At 41.6% G+C, this 16,248-nt stretch carries 13 protein-coding genes; 5 read left to right on the forward strand and 8 right to left on the reverse strand.

All coding sequences use genetic code 11. The annotated features are described in order from the left end of the window. The first annotated feature begins 214 nt into the window (after positions 1-214). From M2444_RS02570 to M2444_RS02585, 4 genes are read left to right on the forward strand one after another with little or no spacing between them, the layout of a single operon-like run. Positions 215-1,027 carry a carbohydrate ABC transporter permease gene (locus tag M2444_RS02570; protein WP_256989697.1) on the forward strand — a complete coding sequence of 271 codons (813 nt, stop codon included), beginning with the start codon at positions 215-217 and terminating at the stop codon, positions 1,025-1,027. After that, positions 1,027-1,848, forward strand: a complete 822-nt coding sequence (locus tag M2444_RS02575; protein ID WP_094868759.1) for a carbohydrate ABC transporter permease — start codon at positions 1,027-1,029, stop codon at positions 1,846-1,848. The genes M2444_RS02570 and M2444_RS02575 overlap by 1 nt, the downstream gene beginning before the upstream one ends. A gap of 38 nt (positions 1,849-1,886) precedes the next feature. Further along, a complete protein-coding gene (lacZ, locus tag M2444_RS02580) occupies positions 1,887-4,955 on the forward strand; it encodes a beta-galactosidase, LacZ type (RefSeq protein ID WP_280786176.1) in 3,069 nt (1,022 codons plus the stop codon). Positions 4,956-4,972: 17 nt separating this feature from the next. Further along, positions 4,973-5,290, forward strand: coding sequence for an S-layer homology domain-containing protein (locus M2444_RS02585; protein ID WP_280786177.1), 318 nt, complete (start codon positions 4,973-4,975; stop codon positions 5,288-5,290). A gap of 80 nt (positions 5,291-5,370) precedes the next feature. Here the strand turns inward: M2444_RS02585 and M2444_RS02590 are convergent, their stop codons facing one another. Continuing rightward, positions 5,371-6,624 (reverse strand): sensor histidine kinase, encoded by a 1,254-nt coding sequence (locus M2444_RS02590; protein WP_094874940.1) that lies wholly within the window; start codon positions 6,622-6,624, stop codon positions 5,371-5,373. A gap of 109 nt (positions 6,625-6,733) precedes the next feature. Further along, positions 6,734-7,282, reverse strand: coding sequence for a TetR/AcrR family transcriptional regulator (locus M2444_RS02595; protein ID WP_280786178.1), 549 nt, complete (start codon positions 7,280-7,282; stop codon positions 6,734-6,736). Between the two features lie 185 nt (positions 7,283-7,467). On the opposite strand from M2444_RS02595, the gene M2444_RS02600 reads away from it, so the two are divergent. Beyond that, the gene (locus M2444_RS02600) at positions 7,468-8,637 is read left to right on the forward strand and encodes an MFS transporter (protein ID WP_280786179.1); all 1,170 of its coding nucleotides are present in this window, start codon (positions 7,468-7,470) and stop codon (positions 8,635-8,637) included. A 93-nt stretch (positions 8,638-8,730) separates the two neighbouring features. Here M2444_RS02600 and M2444_RS02605 read toward each other — a convergent pair whose 3' ends face one another. The 6 genes from M2444_RS02605 to M2444_RS02630 form a co-directional block, all read right to left on the reverse strand. After that, entirely contained in the window at positions 8,731-9,876 is a 1,146-nt protein-coding gene (locus tag M2444_RS02605; protein WP_280786180.1) for a Ger(x)C family spore germination protein, read from the reverse strand. Further along, complete coding sequence (locus M2444_RS02610; RefSeq protein ID WP_280786181.1) at positions 9,873-11,330, reverse strand: spore germination protein; 1,458 nt, start codon at positions 11,328-11,330, stop codon at positions 9,873-9,875. Before M2444_RS02610 ends, M2444_RS02605 begins: the two co-directional genes overlap by 4 nt. Then, a complete protein-coding gene (locus M2444_RS02615) occupies positions 11,327-12,421 on the reverse strand; it encodes a GerAB/ArcD/ProY family transporter (protein WP_280786182.1) in 1,095 nt (364 codons plus the stop codon). The genes M2444_RS02610 and M2444_RS02615 overlap by 4 nt, the downstream gene beginning before the upstream one ends. A gap of 122 nt (positions 12,422-12,543) precedes the next feature. Next, positions 12,544-14,295 carry an ABC transporter substrate-binding protein gene (locus M2444_RS02620; protein WP_280786183.1) on the reverse strand — a complete coding sequence of 584 codons (1,752 nt, stop codon included), beginning with the start codon at positions 14,293-14,295 and terminating at the stop codon, positions 12,544-12,546. 75 nt (positions 14,296-14,370) lie between these two features. Then, positions 14,371-15,273, reverse strand: coding sequence for a carbohydrate ABC transporter permease (locus tag M2444_RS02625; protein ID WP_094868767.1), 903 nt, complete (start codon positions 15,271-15,273; stop codon positions 14,371-14,373). A gap of 9 nt (positions 15,274-15,282) precedes the next feature. Continuing rightward, positions 15,283-16,239 (reverse strand): ABC transporter permease, encoded by a 957-nt coding sequence (locus tag M2444_RS02630; RefSeq protein WP_094868768.1) that lies wholly within the window; start codon positions 16,237-16,239, stop codon positions 15,283-15,285. Positions 16,240-16,248 lie beyond the last annotated feature (9 nt).

The raw sequence follows: 16,248 nt of genomic DNA on the forward strand, positions 1-16,248 counted from the left end.
TACAACCGATGCCCTTGCTCCTTCTTCTCCTGTAAATTGGATTTCTACAGAAGGATAGGTAGCAGGGGCTTTCATCTCTAATATATAAGACAGAAGGGTGCGGAATGGAGTGGAAACTATAAAGACAGGGTTAAGCCCGCAAAAACATAAGCGTTCAAAAGGGTCACGGCAGATCCATCTGACTGGCTGGTTATTCGTCCTTGTGCCGGTCATTATGATCAGTATTTTCTATTTTTATCCAATGATCCAAGCTTTAATTCTATCTTTTAAGACGGGTAGAGGTAGCAATCTTCATTTTACCGGGTTTGATAATTATATTCGACTGTTTAGCGATACCACGTTTCTTACAGCAGTCAAAAACACATTTATTTACTTGATTATTCAGGTCCCAGTGATGCTGATATTGGCGCTCTTCATCGCCGTCCTGCTAAATGATGAAAGACTGAAATTCAAGGGATTTTTCAGAACGGCCATATTTCTGCCGACGGTAACCTCGCTTGTAGCGTATTCCGTTGTTTTCAAGTACATGTTTGGAGCCGAAGGAATCATCAATAAGTCTCTAGTGAGTTTACATCTAATCAGCGAACCGATTCAATGGATTACAGACCCCTTCTGGGCCAAAGTAACGATCATCATTGCCATCACTTGGCGCTTTACTGGCTATAATATGATTTTCTATTTATCATCCCTGCAAAATGTAGACAAATCTATTTATGAAGCAGCTCACATTGATGGCGCCAGTGCATTTACTCAGTTTTTCAAAATTACAATTCCTCTATTGAAGCCGATTATTTTGTTTACGACGATAACATCGACCATTGGAACCCTTCAGTTGTTTGATGAGGTGGTTAACATCACGAAAGGTGGACCCGGCAATGCAACCATGTCGATTTCCCAATATATTTATAACCTTTCTTTTGAATACACCCCTGACTTTGGATACGCTGCAACCGTCTCCTACTCGATTGTTGTAATGGTACTCATTCTGACGCTAATTCAGAACAAAGTAGGAGGAGACAAGAGATAATGAAAACTAAACGCATGTTTACTTACCTTTTTCTAATCATCGCTGCGCTGATCTCTATCTTTCCATTTATCTGGATGGTTATTAGTGCCACGAATCAGTCGGTTGATGTAACTAAAGGGACATTACTGCCAGGTGCGCATCTCTTTAAAAATATTGACAATCTGTTCAATTCCGTGGATATGTGGCAAGCCCTTTGGAACTCCGCAAAAATCTCAGTGGTGACTACTGTGCTTTCATTGCTGGTTGCATCGGCGGCTGGATATGGTTTTGAAATGTACCGCAGCCGGAGTAAAGACATCGTATTTAATATTTTGCTAGCTTCAATGATGATTCCATTTGCGGCGATCATGGTACCTCTATTTCAAATGTTCGCCAAAGTATCAAGCGTTGTCCCATTTCTTGGCATTGATACAGCAGCAGCAGTTATTCTGCCAACATTTACAACAGCATTCCTAATTTTCTTTTTCCGTCAAAACACAAAAATGTTTCCTAAGGAAATGATGGAGGCCGGTCGCATCGATGGCTTATCTGAATTCGGTTTATTCTTCCGCATTTATATGCCGACGATGAAATCAACTTACGCTGCCGCTGCGATTATCACATTCTTAAACAGCTGGAACAATTATCTGTGGCCGCTGATCGTATTGCAATCGCAAGAAAATATGACCGTGCCACTCTTAATCTCAAATCTTGGATCGGGTTATGCGCCTGACTATGGTCTGATTATGTCCGCGATTGTCATTACGACGCTGCCGACTGCACTTGTATTCTTCATGATGCAAAAACAATTTGTGGCTGGAATGACGGGTTCAGTTAAATAAGTTAGCGATCATTTTACAGCAGAAGGAGGAAAATTTAGATGAAGCAGCAGGTTGAACAGGGCGTCGCTCCATGTCTGGAATGGTTGTCAGACCCTTCCATTTATGCAGTAGGCAGAACACACGCGCACTCCGATCATCGGTATTACGAGACGGAACTTGAAGCTGAAGGACTCGGAGAAATGCATTGGCGCTATAGCCTGAACGGAAGCTGGAAATTTAGCTATGCTCACAATGCTATGGAACGACAGGCGCATTTTTATAAGGAGAACGTGTCCTGTAGAGGATGGGATGATATTGAGGTTCCTGGGCATATCCAGCTTCAGGGCTTTGGGCAGCCTCAGTACGTGAATACGATGTATCCATGGGATGGTCATGAGCATCTTAGACCTCCGATGATATCTGAAGATCACAATCCAGTAGGCAGCTATGTGAAATATTTTGAAGTGCCTGCGGGCTGGGAGCAACGTCCAGTGTATATCTCTTTTCAGGGAGTTGAATCTGCTTTTTATATCTGGCTAAATGGGGAATTTATTGGCTATAGCGAGGATAGCTTTACGCCTAGTGAATTTGATCTGACACCGTACTTGACGGCAGGTGAGAATAAGCTTGCGGTTGAGGTGTATCAGCGCAGTACTGGAAGTTGGTTGGAGGATCAGGATTTCTGGCGCTTTTCCGGAATTTTTCGTGACGTGTATCTATACACTGTGCCGAATGTTCATGTGCGGGATCTCCACGTTCAAACTGATCTGGATGAGAATTTTGAGCAGGGAACGCTGATAGCTGATTTGCAGATGATGGGTGGGCCAGCTTCGAAAGTTCTTTTAGAGCTTAAGGATAAAGCAGGAAATCTTGTAGTTCGTGGTGAGACAGGTGTTTCAGGTGATAGTGTTTCGCTGATGCTTGAAGCATCAAAGGTTCATCTGTGGAGTGCAGAAGATCCCCATTTGTATACCCTTTACGTATCTGTCTTCAACTTATCTGGGGATCTTGTAGAAGTCGTGCCGCAAAAGGTTGGTTTTCGAAAATTCGAGATGATAGATAAGATTATGCATCTAAATGGTAAACGTATTGTATTCAAAGGTGTCAACCGGCACGAGTTTAATTCCCGTTTCGGTCGCAGCATTACGAAAGAAGATATGTTATGGGATATAAAGACTTTGAAACAGGCGAATATCAACGCTGTACGGACGTCGCACTATCCAAATGAAACACTCTGGTACGAACTGTGTGATGAATACGGTGTGTATGTTATTGACGAGATGAATTTAGAGTCGCATGGATCATGGCAAAAAATGGGCATTGTAGAACCGTCTTGGAACATACCGGGCAGTAAGCCTGAATGGCAGGATATCGTAATGGATCGTGCGATTTCCATGGTGGAGAGAGATAAGAACCATCCATCGATTCTGATTTGGTCCTGTGGCAACGAGTCTTTTGCCGGAGAAGTCATCCGGAATGTAGCGAATTATTTTCGAGAGAAGGACACTACGCGGTTGGTTCATTACGAAGGGGTGTTCCATAACCGGGATTATGATGATGCAAGTGATATGGAAAGCAGGATGTATGCGAAAGCAGCAGATATTGAAATGTATTTAAAAGATAATCCATTAAAGCCATATATTAGCTGTGAGTACATGCATGCGATGGGTAATTCTGTCGGAGGATTGCATAAATACACAGAGCTAGAGCAGAAGTATCCAATGTACCAGGGTGGATTTATCTGGGACTTCATGGATCAGGTTATTGTAAAAAATGATCGATATGGCAAGCCCTACATGGCTTATGGTGGAGACTTTGATGACCGCTCAACCGATTATAACTTCTCCGGAAACGGAATTGTGTATGCGGATCGGAGATGGTCTCCGAAAATGCAAGAAGTGAAATTTCTGTATCAGAACGTCAAACTGTCCCCGGATTGCCACGGCGTTACCATCAGAAATGAGAATTTATTTGTTAACTTGGATGCGTATAAATTGAACTATTGTCTGAATTATGAGGGCAGGGAATTCCATCATGGTATTGTATACGTCCAGGTGAAACCCGGAGAAGAAAGTTATGTAGAACTTGATTTACCAGAGACTAATCAGTCTGGTGAGTATAGTTTAGATGTTTCTCTCGTGCTCAAGGAAGATTCATTATGGGCGAACGCTGGTTATGAAATCGCTTTTGGACAGCATGTTTTTCAAGTGGAGAGCACATTGACTGATATGAACTCCATCCATCCTAAGGTAACTCCTGCCCTGAATGATTTTCGCGTAGTTGAAGGGGATGTAAATATTGGCGTTCACGGTCGTGACTTCTCCGTAATGTTCTCGAAGCAGGCTGGTACATTAATCTCCGTTAAATATTCAGGAAGAGAAATGATCTCTTCGCCGCCGGCACCGCTCTTCTGGAGAGCGATGACAGATAACGACAAGGGTGCGGGAATGCATTTCGACTCTTCCGCTTGGTATGCAGCAAGTTTGAGCCGAAGAACTTTAAGCTTCGAGCTTATGGAAGAAGAAGACCAAGCGACTGTGACCTATGTATATAAACTGAGTGTGTCAGAGGGAGTGCGAGTAAGTGTGACATACACGGTGTTCTCCGATGGGAGCATAAAGGTGAAATCAAGCTACTATGGAGAGCCGGGTTTACCGAAGTTTCCCCTCTTTGCTTTAACCTTTAAGGTACCAGCGGATTATTACCAGCTGAATTGGTATGCGAATGGACCAGAAGAAAATTATATTGACCGTTCCTTTGGCGCGAGATTGTGTCGCTTTCAGAATCATGCGGTGGACAATGTATCGTCCTATTTGGTACCGCAGGAATCGGGCAACCGTACAGGTGTACGCGAAGTATCGATAACCAACGATCTTGGTCAAGGGATTATAATATCCTCACCAGTCTCAGCCCCTGTTGAAGCCAACATATCGCCATATTCGGCAATGGAGCTGGAGAGTGCTACGCATCAATATGAGCTGCCGAACATTCATCATACCGTTGTTACGATTGCCGGTCGGCAAATGGGCGTTGGCGGTGATGACAGCTGGGGAGCGCCAGTTCTTGATGAATATCTAATTGATCCATCAAAAGATTTGGATTTTGAATTTACAATTCGTAGAGCATAATTAGAGACGGATAGCAGTTGCCTCAATGGATAACAGTTGCCTGGTTCGGTAATATCACTGGCGGTTGGAACAATAAGGTCAAAGATGCAATGATGAGACAACAAAAAGTAATATTGGTAAAAGGAGAGCATAGAGCAGAAGCTCAATTGCGCACTACATTTACCGATCAAGCTAGCATCTCAGGTTACGCTAGCCAAGCAGTAACAGAAGCAGCAGCCAAAGGAATTATCAAAGGTAAAACAGAAACAACATTTGCTCCGCAAGATGCAGCAACACGTGCTGAGGCAGCGGTGATGATTAAACAAATTTTACAATGCTTGAAGTTTATGAACTAAATGATTCAGCGGGATGCTCGGTTCAAACGCTAAGTTTGAGCTGAGCGTCTTTTTTGCTTTGTTGGAACATTTTTCCGATATTAATTAGTCAAAGGTAAAGTGAGAATGAATTCAGTTCCTTCTCCTGATTTACTTCGTACAGTTACATCACCGTTCATCGAACGGATGAATTGATAAGAAAGGGTAAGTCCTAATCCTGTTCCTTTGCTTTTAGTTGAAAAATAAATGATTCCAAGTCGCTCCATCTGCTCGTTGCTCATCCCGACTCCATCATCAATGATTGTTATTTTTGCATATTCGGATTGACGTTCGATACGAATGTTTACATTACCTGTTGCGAGAACAGCGCAAGCTTCAATCGCGTTTTTTATAAAATTAATGAACAGTTGTTTGATTTCAGTAGGATTTGCAGAGATATATAGTTTATCCTCCAAATGTTGCATTTCCAAAGAGACGTTATTCATATTGGCGTACGGGGTCATGATCTCTACAATCGAGTTGATCTGCTGCACAAGTTCAATTTTCTCTACCACTGCATGATTTGGTTTAGCTATCGAAAGATACTCAGAAAGAATAACCTCAGTCCGCTTTATTTCTTCAAGACAAATAGCAATATATTTCTGACTCTTTTCTCTGGTGATAGAATCGTCCTTTAATAATTTCAAGAAACCCATAACGGCTGTAAGTGGATTACGGACTTCATGGGCTAGTGAAGCGGCTACATGAGCAATCGTTTCAGATTTTTCACTTTGTAGATACCTCAAATACAATTCCTTATCAGATACTGCTTTATTAAAAAGAGAAATCAATATCCAAATTCCAAGGAAATTTAGTACTGGCATCACCAGGACGTTAAACTTTAAATGCTGAATCGAATATTGATATTCCGTTACAAACATCGTAGCTATAGGAATGACGGAAAAGCTAAAACCTGCAACGAATGTAATAAGTTTTCGGTATTCAGAACGGCGACGGTATACGTTGGATAAAAGCGCAGATAAGCTAAAGGTGATGGAAAGAATAATGATCGCTGAAAATAGTCCCTGCCCACCTATAAGCAGGCGATAGGTTAAAAATTCAACGAGAAGAAAAACTCCAGTAGTCATACCACCATACACCATTCCGAAAAACATGATCACATAACGAATGTCGAATATAATTCCATCCTCCACAGTAAATGGAAATGACATCGACATGAAAAGACAAATCATACAGGTTATGGTAATAAATTGCCTTGAATAATTTTCAGCTTTGTCACGATAGTAGATGGTATAAAGGACAAAGGGGGTTAGGGCAAACAGTAATTGTAACAAAAAATCCTTTATATACAGCATCTTAGCTCTCCCACCAGTTTAAAAAGAATTTGATATATTGTTATTCGTTGTAAGTAAGAATTCCTCCTCCTGAAAATGGATAGAGATAAGAAGAATAGGGAAGATCTTTTTATGATAGGTTGCTTTCTAATAAAATCTCCAATTGTGCTTCCATAACATGAGGTGGATAAGGCATTTCGTTAGTAAACCACCATTCTACGATCCCTACATACGCTGGTGCAATAAACTGAACTATAACGTCTTCGTATAATCCCCGTTTTTTCCCCGCTGCCATATCCCATTCATTCTTGATATCCTCGATGACAAATTCAAGAAACCGACTCCGAAAGAAAGGGGCTCCTTTACTAGATAACATGGCAGAAAAAAATAAATAATTTTCTTCAAAGTATTCGAACCAGGTCAAATTTCTATGTGCAGCACTAATTTCCGAATCTGATTCACAGGATTCTCGAAGTTCTTGGATATGTTCCTCGATTAGCTTATCTAATAAATCATACTTATCCTGATAATGAAGATAGATCGTTCTGCGGCTAACATCGGCTCGGTCCGAAATATCCTTCAATGTGATGTGATCGAAACTTTTATCAGACATCAGTTCAATCATTGCTTTTTTTATTGCTGCTTGTGATTTAAGAATTCTTCTATCGACCTTTGCCAAGTGGAATCACCAAACTTTCCTTCAGATAATAAACAGATTCAAGCCACGTGTGAATTAATATACGAATTATTAATATTTGATAATTGAAGAAATTCGAGCATTCTTTAATAATACACATTAGAGCAATAATGCATCAATGTTTACTATCCGGTGTAAAACAAATTTTCGATACTGAAGGGGTTCATATGGCAAAACAAAATCAATGGTATCTATTTATCCTAGTCATAGGAGTCTTCGGCATTCTGACAACTGAAATGGGGGTAATAGGGATATTACCGCTAATAGCCGAAAACTACCATGTCACGGTCTCCAAAGCAGGGCTGTTAGTTAGTCTCTTTGCACTTGCTGTTTCTATCGCTGGTCCCACGATGCCTTTGTTATTCTCAGGTCTAAATCGTAAAAAAGTTATGTTACTTGTACTCGGTATTTTTATACTTGGCAATATCATTTCCATGTTCACATCAAACTTTACTGTGTTGCTCATGGCCCGAGTGCTGCCAGCCTTTTTTCATCCAGTGTATTGTTCATTGGCTTTGACAATAGCTGCTACATCGGTCAGTAAGGAAGAGGCTCCAAAGGCTGTTTCTAAAGTAATGTTAGGCGTGACAGGAGGGATGGTCCTCGGCGTACCGATCACTAACTATATTGCTACCGAAGGCACGGTAGAGTTGGCGATGTTATTCTTTGCTATTGTAAACGCTCTGGCATTCATAGCTACGCTACTATTCGTACCTTCTATGCCGATTAAGGAGAGGCTTACTTACGGATCTCAATTAAGTGTATTAAAAAAGCCAATTGCTTGGCTTGCTATTGTTGCGGTCGTATTTATAGGGTCAGCGAGTGCTAGTGTAAATAGTTACATTGCGGAGTATCTTGAGTCCGTAACACATATTTCGGGGAAAACATTAAGCTTGGTGTTATTACTATATGGTTTGGCCAGCTTGGTTGGAAACATCGCAGGAGGAAGGTTGCTCTCAAAAAATGCGATAAAAACTGTAATATTATTCCCTTTTATATTAGGTATCATTTATCTCTTATCATTCTTAACGGGTGCTTTCACAGGACCTATGATCATAACAGTTTTATTATGGGGTTTATTCTATGCAATAGGAAACTTGATCAGTCAACATTGGATTTCATCTGCGGTTCCAGAGGCTCCTGATTTTGCTAATGGATTGTTTCTATCTTGCTGTAATTTAGGAATAACCATTGGTACAGCTATAGGTGGAATGTTCATATCTGGAATGGGTACACAATATATCGTTTTAGGTGGGGTGTTATTTTTGGTATTGAGTTTATTCCCTATTCTTCTGAGGATCTTCTTTTTTAGTGCAGCAAAAAAACAGTTATTGTAGTCATATTAATGAAAAAACGCATCGAGTTGTTAGACCCGAAGCGTTTATCTCTTATATTAATCAACCGCACGCAGTTCGCAATGAAATTATGTCTTATTGATTTTCAATCTTAGATATCCCACCACTGGTCAGATTCACTCTGATATCAATCTTTTCGATGCTGCTTGAATCGAGCGGTAAGATTCCCTTAACATTCAGTTTGTTCCATTCCACTGGAAGGTTACGATAGAATATGCCTGAGAGTCCATATACATCGGCATTTATTTCTAAACCTTTCAAGTAAGTTTCCCTAATCTGATCATCAATTACTTTTATGGCTTTCAGTTCAAGATCATTTCGATTAAGGTTTGCGCTCAACTCCGGAAGTGTGCCCTGCATAGACACTTTAATAACGAAGACAGGTTTGCCATGCTTCATCTTTGGACGAATAGAGAATTTAACTTTATTCATGACGATCACAGCTAGTACTTTTTTGTCATCTTTGATTATCACTGGCGTTCTTTGTGTCTTTTTTTCCAGCCATCGAACCCCTAAAATATCTTTAGACTTCAAGCATCCACGGAATTGCTCATTTTGCAGAAAACAGATTCCTGACATGCTAATATTGGGAGAAGGCACTTTGTTATTGGTCCAGTCTGGCGCAATTTTAAGATAAGGCAATAGTACCGTTTCGGCGTTCTCTCTCCATTTCCATATAAATTTGTACAGATATAGCGGAGCGATAATCGAGTTCTGTTCATAGGTTCGCATGGGACTGTTAAGTTGTGAGTAAATCACCGATAGATCAGCGATCGAAGGGGTATTCAGCACATCTTCCATGGGTTCGCTGGTCGCCATAGTCCAAACGGTGTAACGAAATTCATAATATCGATCCCAAACATCCAAGACTTGATTAACAACATTGCCCTTCTTTAGCGCTGCTTCACTAAATACGATCGTTTTCACATTGCTCCAGACAATTCTTTGTGGACTAGTAGCATATAAATTGAATATCGCATTATCAAACGAATCACCATCGGCTTTTCCAATGAAAGTTTTTTGTTCCTGGCTCTGACCCGCCTCTTTCTTCGCAATACCACTAAAGTTAACCATTTGAATATAAACAACGACTTTGTTATCTACATAATCGACTCCTAATGTATTCACATAGATCATATGCTCAATTTCTTTTGATCCCCAACAACCTGTAAGCAGCGTGGAGAGCAGAGCGGTAATAAGTATGCATCGGATCAATTTCATGATCGATCTCGTCCTTTAGTTCCCGTATTGTCTGTAAATTTCCCTTTTCCCCACGGCATTCTGAAAATAACTTTATAAAAATCCTTCAAGTGAGGCGGGGATAAAGGGGATAGATAGTAGGTGCCGAAAGAACGTAAATTGACCATAAAGAGCACCAGCGCAAGCAGACATGTCATTGTACCAAACAATCCTAGAAACCCACTGATAAAGAGTACAATAATTCGAAGCAAGCTAACGACGCTAACTAATGACTGGTTCACCAATGTAAAGGTAGCTAATACTGAAATGGCTATAACCACAATTGTACCTGGGCCTGCAATGCCGGCACTAATGGCTGCCTGACCGATAATTAAACCTCCAACTACCGATAAGGTCTGGCCATAAGCGGTAGGTAATCTCATCCCGGCTTCTCGAAAAATCTCAAATAAAATGAGCATCACAATTGCTTCCAGAGGAGCCGGAAGAGGTACGCCTTGTCTCGAATTCACTAATGTTGCTAGCAGTGTAAAGGGAATTTGATCTTGGTGAAACGTAGTAAGCGCAATCCAAAAGCCCGGTAAAAACAGGGAAAGCATCACACCTAGGACTCTTAATAACCTAGTAAAAGCAACAAAGATATTTACCATATGTGCATCTTCCGAAGTATTCAATAAGAAGCTAAAGCTCACTGGCGCAATAATTACAGTAGGTGAACCATTCGTTAACAGCACGAATTTTCCATGAAGAATTGAATTCGCTGCATAGTCAGGTCTGCCCGTATATGAGAATAATGGAAAGAATGAAAATCTAGTCAAACTTTCTTCAAGCTGGGTACTACTCACCAATCCTTGGATTTGAATGCTGTTTAGTTTTGACTTGATTTCATTAAGTACATGAGGCTTAATCGTTTCCTTGAGATATAAAAGATGAACTTCAGTCGAGGTTTGGGTTCCAATCGTGAATTCTTCAACCGCTAATAATTCGGTCTTGAGCCTTTTTCGAATAAGGGCAATATTGGTAAATGATTCTTCCGTAAAGCCATCCTTAGGCCCCCGTGTGGACACTTCCGTATTTGGTTCCTCAGGTTGTCGTTTAGGAGGATCAGCTAATTTCACGAGATAACTTTGATTTGATGGCGTAAATAGAAGGAAAAGATCACCACTCAGCACAGTGTCAATCATTGAATTTTCAATTTCAATTTCACTTGATGGAAGGGTGGTCATGTGAAACGGAACCTTTTGCATGAGATCGAGTTCATGGGATGTGAGGATAGATTCCGGAATCTTTTTTAATTCGGGTATGATGTATTCTTCTACTTTGATTTCGTCGCACAACCCCTGGCAATAAACCAGTTGAACGGCATTGTCAGAGTCAGACAAAGAGAGAGTCAGTCTCTTAATGTCTGAGCTTGAACCAAATATTCGTGAGAACATATTCTCGAACGTATTTAACTCCTTTTGCTCAGGCTCTTTCATGATGTTATTTTCCCCTTTCGTTGAGCCAAGCTAATCAGCCCTGCAATAATTACAGAAAAAGCGAGTACGCCCCATAAAGAAAAGGGAAGTACATAATGAGCTAACATGCTCAGAAAAAATTGATCACTAAAAGGTATGGCTGTGAACACTACAATAGCTAAAGAAATGCTCCCAAGAACCAACATTTTCACTTTTTTACTTTGAATTTGGAGTATATCGAGAATAAGGAACATGGTTAAGGAAATTCTCAGAAAAGCACCACTGAACCATTGATAAACGCTAAAAAAGTCCAGATGCTCAATATATCGTCCAATCGTCAGTAATCTCCATTCTTCATACGCGGGAAATCTGAGTTTATCAGCCTCATCCGGACCGAATTCAACAATTGCACCAATAATCGGTCCCATCGTTAGGCCTAAGATAAGCAGGATCATGATCATAAACGATAGATATGACAATCGTGATTTGATGTGGTGTTGCATAAAGAAAAGCATGATGACCTCAACAAAACCTGCGCCTACGTACACTGTCCCATTCCAAACGGGCTGCATACCGTGCTCAAGCATCGGCCTTAACAAGGAATAATCTTTATGCGTTGTGTTAGAGATCATTATAAAAAAACCTAATATCACAACAAAAGGCAACAAAATACCAGCGGTGTTAGCGAGAGAGTGAATACCTAAATATGCATTTATTACGGAAATTAAAAGCAATATGAAAGTAAGGACCAGTATAGGTGTCTCTGGAGAGAAGGTTAAATGCACCCAGTAGACAGTGTCCCTAGTTGTAAGCATGCATAAGAGAAACAAATATACACAAGCGAATACCGAAAGAATATGGCTCACGATAGGAGGGTAAGCTTTTGCCAGCCAAGCGAAAAGATGTTGCTTTTTGATTTTGGTAGTACTAATGTGCAGGATAAAGATCCAAACTAGCGCACATGCCCCAGCAAGCAGCACTGAGATCCATGCGTCACGTTTTGCCGCGTCCAATAGGATGGGGATGATAATGACATGATTTAGAAGGCCTGTGCTCAGCATAATAATCATAATGGCTTGAATAAACGTAATATTTGTTTTGATTTTCCTCATCCTCCTAAATAAACCGGAACCGTCTACCTTATAATGCCATTCTTGGAGGTGATTTATTCTGGGAAGTTGAGTAGGGGGAAACGTAAAGAGCCGTGCGGACATCCGCACGACTCAGAGTATTTTTATTTATTACTCCATAAGGCAACACGATCCTGCACGTATTTGGTGTAACCTTTCTCCATTTTTTCTACGCCGGCTTTCTCCAAAGCTGCCATGTAGTCATCCCAGATTTTATCGAAATCTGCTGGTTTGGCAAGAATGGCTTCCGGAATACGTTTCCATGTAATATCTCTCATTTTGTTGCCTAGAATGGTGACCTCATCTTCACCTGGAATCGCGATATTCCATGCTGCACCATAGGCTTTTTCAATGAATTCTTCTTCTTTCGGAAATAGATCCTTCCAAGTTGTTGCCTTGTAGGCGGCTAAAGTTTCTTTCTCGATATCGCTATACCCAAGTACAAGTTGTTCGGGGAAGTTTTTAGTGTAATAATTGCCACTTGCATCCTTAGCGCCGTCTCCGTAATGAACCATCATATTCCAGTAGAAGCCGATTCCGGTTTCCTTAGTGAAGGCTGTATTGTCATTGTTGATACGTTCTTGTACATCTGCTGGAACGACCCGTTTGCCGTTCTCCACCACATAATGCTTACCTTCAATTCCCCAATTGTTCAAGATTTGTCCTTCGTCAGAAGCGAGGAAATCAAGGAACTTAATTGTACGAATCGGGTCTGGGTTTGTGCTGGAGATCGAGATGCCATAGCCACCCATGAAGCCGGTAGGCCAGAAGCTAGTTTCCTTGTATTCTTTCGTTAAAGTTACCGGATAATGACCGTAAGTTTGTTCGAACTTGCCTGCCGTCTTCAACGCCTGCTGAGCATCATTATAGTCCCAATCCTGGTCAATCAAACCTAGAACCCGTCCAGTGGCTACTTTAGCTTTGTATTGGTCATACTTTTGCACAAAGCTCTCTTTATCGAGCAATCCGATGTCATTCATATGATTCAGCCAGCGGAAGTACTCTTTCTCCTCCGGACGACGGAAGTGGTAAATCGCCTCATGGGTTTCTTGATCAACATAATATTCTCCGTCATCAGAACCACCTGATGTAGCAACAGCAGGGTTAGTGACAGAAATATACATATGCCAATCATCTGCGTTCAGGGAGACTCCAATGTTCTTATTGCCGTTTTCATCAGTTGGATGCTTCTCCAGATAGGCTTTAATTACATTCTCATAATCGGTGACTGTTCTGATTTCAGGGTATCCGGCTTCCTTCAAGACACGATGTTGAAGCTCAAAACCGCCGCCAGCCACAAATTTCTTCTCATCAACTGCCGCCCAGGTCGGAATGGCATAAATGGATTGGTCTTCATTCGTATATTTTGCCCGAGCAAGGTTGTCGCCGAGTACACGTTTAATATTAGGTGCATACTTGTCGATGAATTCGGTTAGATCGATGACTGCTCCAGCGTCTACAAGTTTACCGATATCCGCTTTGGCGGAGATAATATCCGGATAATCACCACCAGCAGCGATCAATGCGATTTTTTGTTGTGGATCACCTACCGCAAATTCAGCATCGAGTGTGACGCCTGTTTTCTCTGTAATCACTTTACTGATGTCGTCTTTCATATTGTTCCAGTTCGGATTTGGATCTTCTGCGAAGAAGGAGAGTGTCAGCGGGCTTAAATCTTCGGCTTGTGCAGTTGCTTCCGCGGTAGCTTCTGCAGTGGCACTGACTTCATTTTTAGATTTATTTTCTGCGTTGTTATCTGCTGTTTTGTTACTTGATCCGCTACAACCTGCCAGTACACTGATCAGTAAAGTCATGACCATCCATATCACATGCGATTTTACTGTCTTTCTTGTCATGAATAGAAACCCTCCTTTTTTCTGGTCAAAAAATTATTGTGTATACAGGCTGAGCCTGCTGATACCATAAGCGTATTAGCTCTTTACTGAACCCAAAGTCATTCCTTTAACAAAGTAGCGCTGCAAAAACGGATAGACGATTAGAATAGGCACTGTGACTACGATCGTGATTGCCATTTTGACGGACTCCGGAGAAATTTGTGCCATAACCTCCGTCATATTGCGACCTCGGAAATTGTCCGCATTAGTTGTCGTACTCTGTATGACCTTCATAAGCTCGAATTGCAGGGTAGTCAACGCATCCTTGGAACCATTGTAGAGATAAGTATCCAGCCATGAATTCCATTGGCCAACGGCTAAAAAGAGAGCGATGGTTGCTAGCGCAGGTTTGGTCAACGGAAGAATAACCCGCCAATAAATTGTGAAGTCATTAGCCCCATCCAGCTTAGCGGATTCCTGCAACGCATAGGGCAAGCCATCGATAAAGGAACGGATAACAAATACATTAAATGCACTGACAAGACCGGGGAGGACATACACACTAAAGGTTCCTATCATATGAAGATCCTTGATTAAGATGTAACCAGGGATGAGACCCCCAGAGACATACATTGTAAGCGCGAGAAATGTAGAGACGAACTTTCGGGCTTGAAAGTCTACCCGACTCAGAGTGAAAGCTAACATGGATGCACTGACCAACCCAAGAATCGTGCCAATCACCGTACGCAAAATCGAGATTTTGAGTCCGGTCATCAGACCAGAATACGCAAAGATCGTCTCATAGTTCTTAAAAGTGAAGACGCGAGGATAGATCGTGATTCCACCCTTAATGCTATCTGTGGAGTCATTAAAGGAAATGGCCAACACATTCAGAAAAGGATATAGCGTAACTATGGTCACTACAGTGATCGCTATATAGACTACCAGATCGAAGATACGGTCCGACCATGATACGGTGGCCAGTTTTTTACTTAGCATAAGGGCCTCCTATATGATGCTTTCCTTTGTTATTTTTTTGAATATCCCGTTGGCGACAAACAGCAGAATCACGCTCACTACAGAATTAAAGATATTAATGGCCGTACCGAAGGAGAATCGACCCATGCCCAGACCATAGTTCAGCGCGTACAAATCCAGTGTCTGAGAATAATCGCGCACCAGGTTGTTACCGAGCAGGAACTGCTTCTCGAACCCAATACTAATTAAATGCCCGATGGAAATGATGAGCAAAATAATGATCGTTGTCTGGATACCTGGAAGTGTAATGTTTCGCACTTGCTGCAAGCGACTTGCACCATCTACCCGCGCTGCTTCATAAAGCTCTGGACCAATGCCTGAGATGGCTGCAAGATAAATGATGGTGTTCCATCCGGTTTCCTTCCAAACGTCCGAAGCCGTGACGATTCCCCAGAATAAATGACCTTTAGCCATAAATTGAATAGGCTCACTGATTAGATGAAGACCCAGCAGTAGGTCGTTTACCGCACCGTTATCGGTAGAGAGCATTTTGGTAATAATCCCGGCAGCCACCACCCATGATACGAAGTGGGGGAGATACGAGACCGTCTGCACAAACCGTTTTAGAAACTGTAGTCGCAACTCGTTCAGAAGGATGGCAAAGAGGATGGGAATGATGAATCCGGCCAATAGGCCCATGATGCTCATTGCGAGCGTATTGCGAAGTGCATTGAAGAATTGATCATCCTGAATAAGCTCTCTGAAGTACTGTAAGCCGACCCATTTTTGCTCGAAAAAGGATTTCCCGGGCTTGTATTTCTGAAAAGCCATTGTCCATCCCCATAAAGGCAAATAATTGAATACAAATGCCCAGAGTACAAATGGAAAGGCCATCATATAGAGGTATTTTTGCTGTAAAAAAGTTGGCCAAAAGCGTGAGGTTGACTTCTTCGGCTCAGATTGAGCTTTTGAGGTAATCGCTTTCATTTGTGTCCC

Origin of the sequence: Paenibacillus sp. PastF-3, from assembly GCF_029893135.1 — a bacterium.
In the GTDB taxonomy this organism is placed as follows: Bacteria; Bacillota; Bacilli; order Paenibacillales; family Paenibacillaceae; genus Paenibacillus_AQ; species Paenibacillus_AQ nitricinens.

Bases quoted from the DNA above. Each gene is read 5' to 3' on its own strand.
- M2444_RS02570 (WP_256989697.1), top strand. From the start codon at position 215: ATGATCAGTATTTTCTATTTTTATCCAATGATCCAAGCTTTAATTCTA.
- M2444_RS02600 (WP_280786179.1), top strand. From the start codon at position 7,468: ATGGCAAAACAAAATCAATGGTATCTATTTATCCTAGTCATAGGAGTC.
- M2444_RS02625 (WP_094868767.1), bottom strand. From the start codon at position 15,273: ATGCTAAGTAAAAAACTGGCCACCGTATCATGGTCGGACCGTATCTTC.
- M2444_RS02605 (WP_280786180.1), bottom strand. From the start codon at position 9,876: ATGAAATTGATCCGATGCATACTTATTACCGCTCTGCTCTCCACGCTG.
- M2444_RS02610 (WP_280786181.1), bottom strand. From the start codon at position 11,330: ATGAAAGAGCCTGAGCAAAAGGAGTTAAATACGTTCGAGAATATGTTC.
- M2444_RS02575 (WP_094868759.1), top strand. From the start codon at position 1,027: ATGAAAACTAAACGCATGTTTACTTACCTTTTTCTAATCATCGCTGCG.
- M2444_RS02590 (WP_094874940.1), bottom strand. From the start codon at position 6,624: ATGCTGTATATAAAGGATTTTTTGTTACAATTACTGTTTGCCCTAACC.
- lacZ (WP_280786176.1), top strand. From the start codon at position 1,887: ATGAAGCAGCAGGTTGAACAGGGCGTCGCTCCATGTCTGGAATGGTTG.
- M2444_RS02630 (WP_094868768.1), bottom strand. From the start codon at position 16,239: ATGAAAGCGATTACCTCAAAAGCTCAATCTGAGCCGAAGAAGTCAACC.
- M2444_RS02620 (WP_280786183.1), bottom strand. From the start codon at position 14,295: ATGACAAGAAAGACAGTAAAATCGCATGTGATATGGATGGTCATGACT.
- M2444_RS02615 (WP_280786182.1), bottom strand. From the start codon at position 12,421: ATGAGGAAAATCAAAACAAATATTACGTTTATTCAAGCCATTATGATT.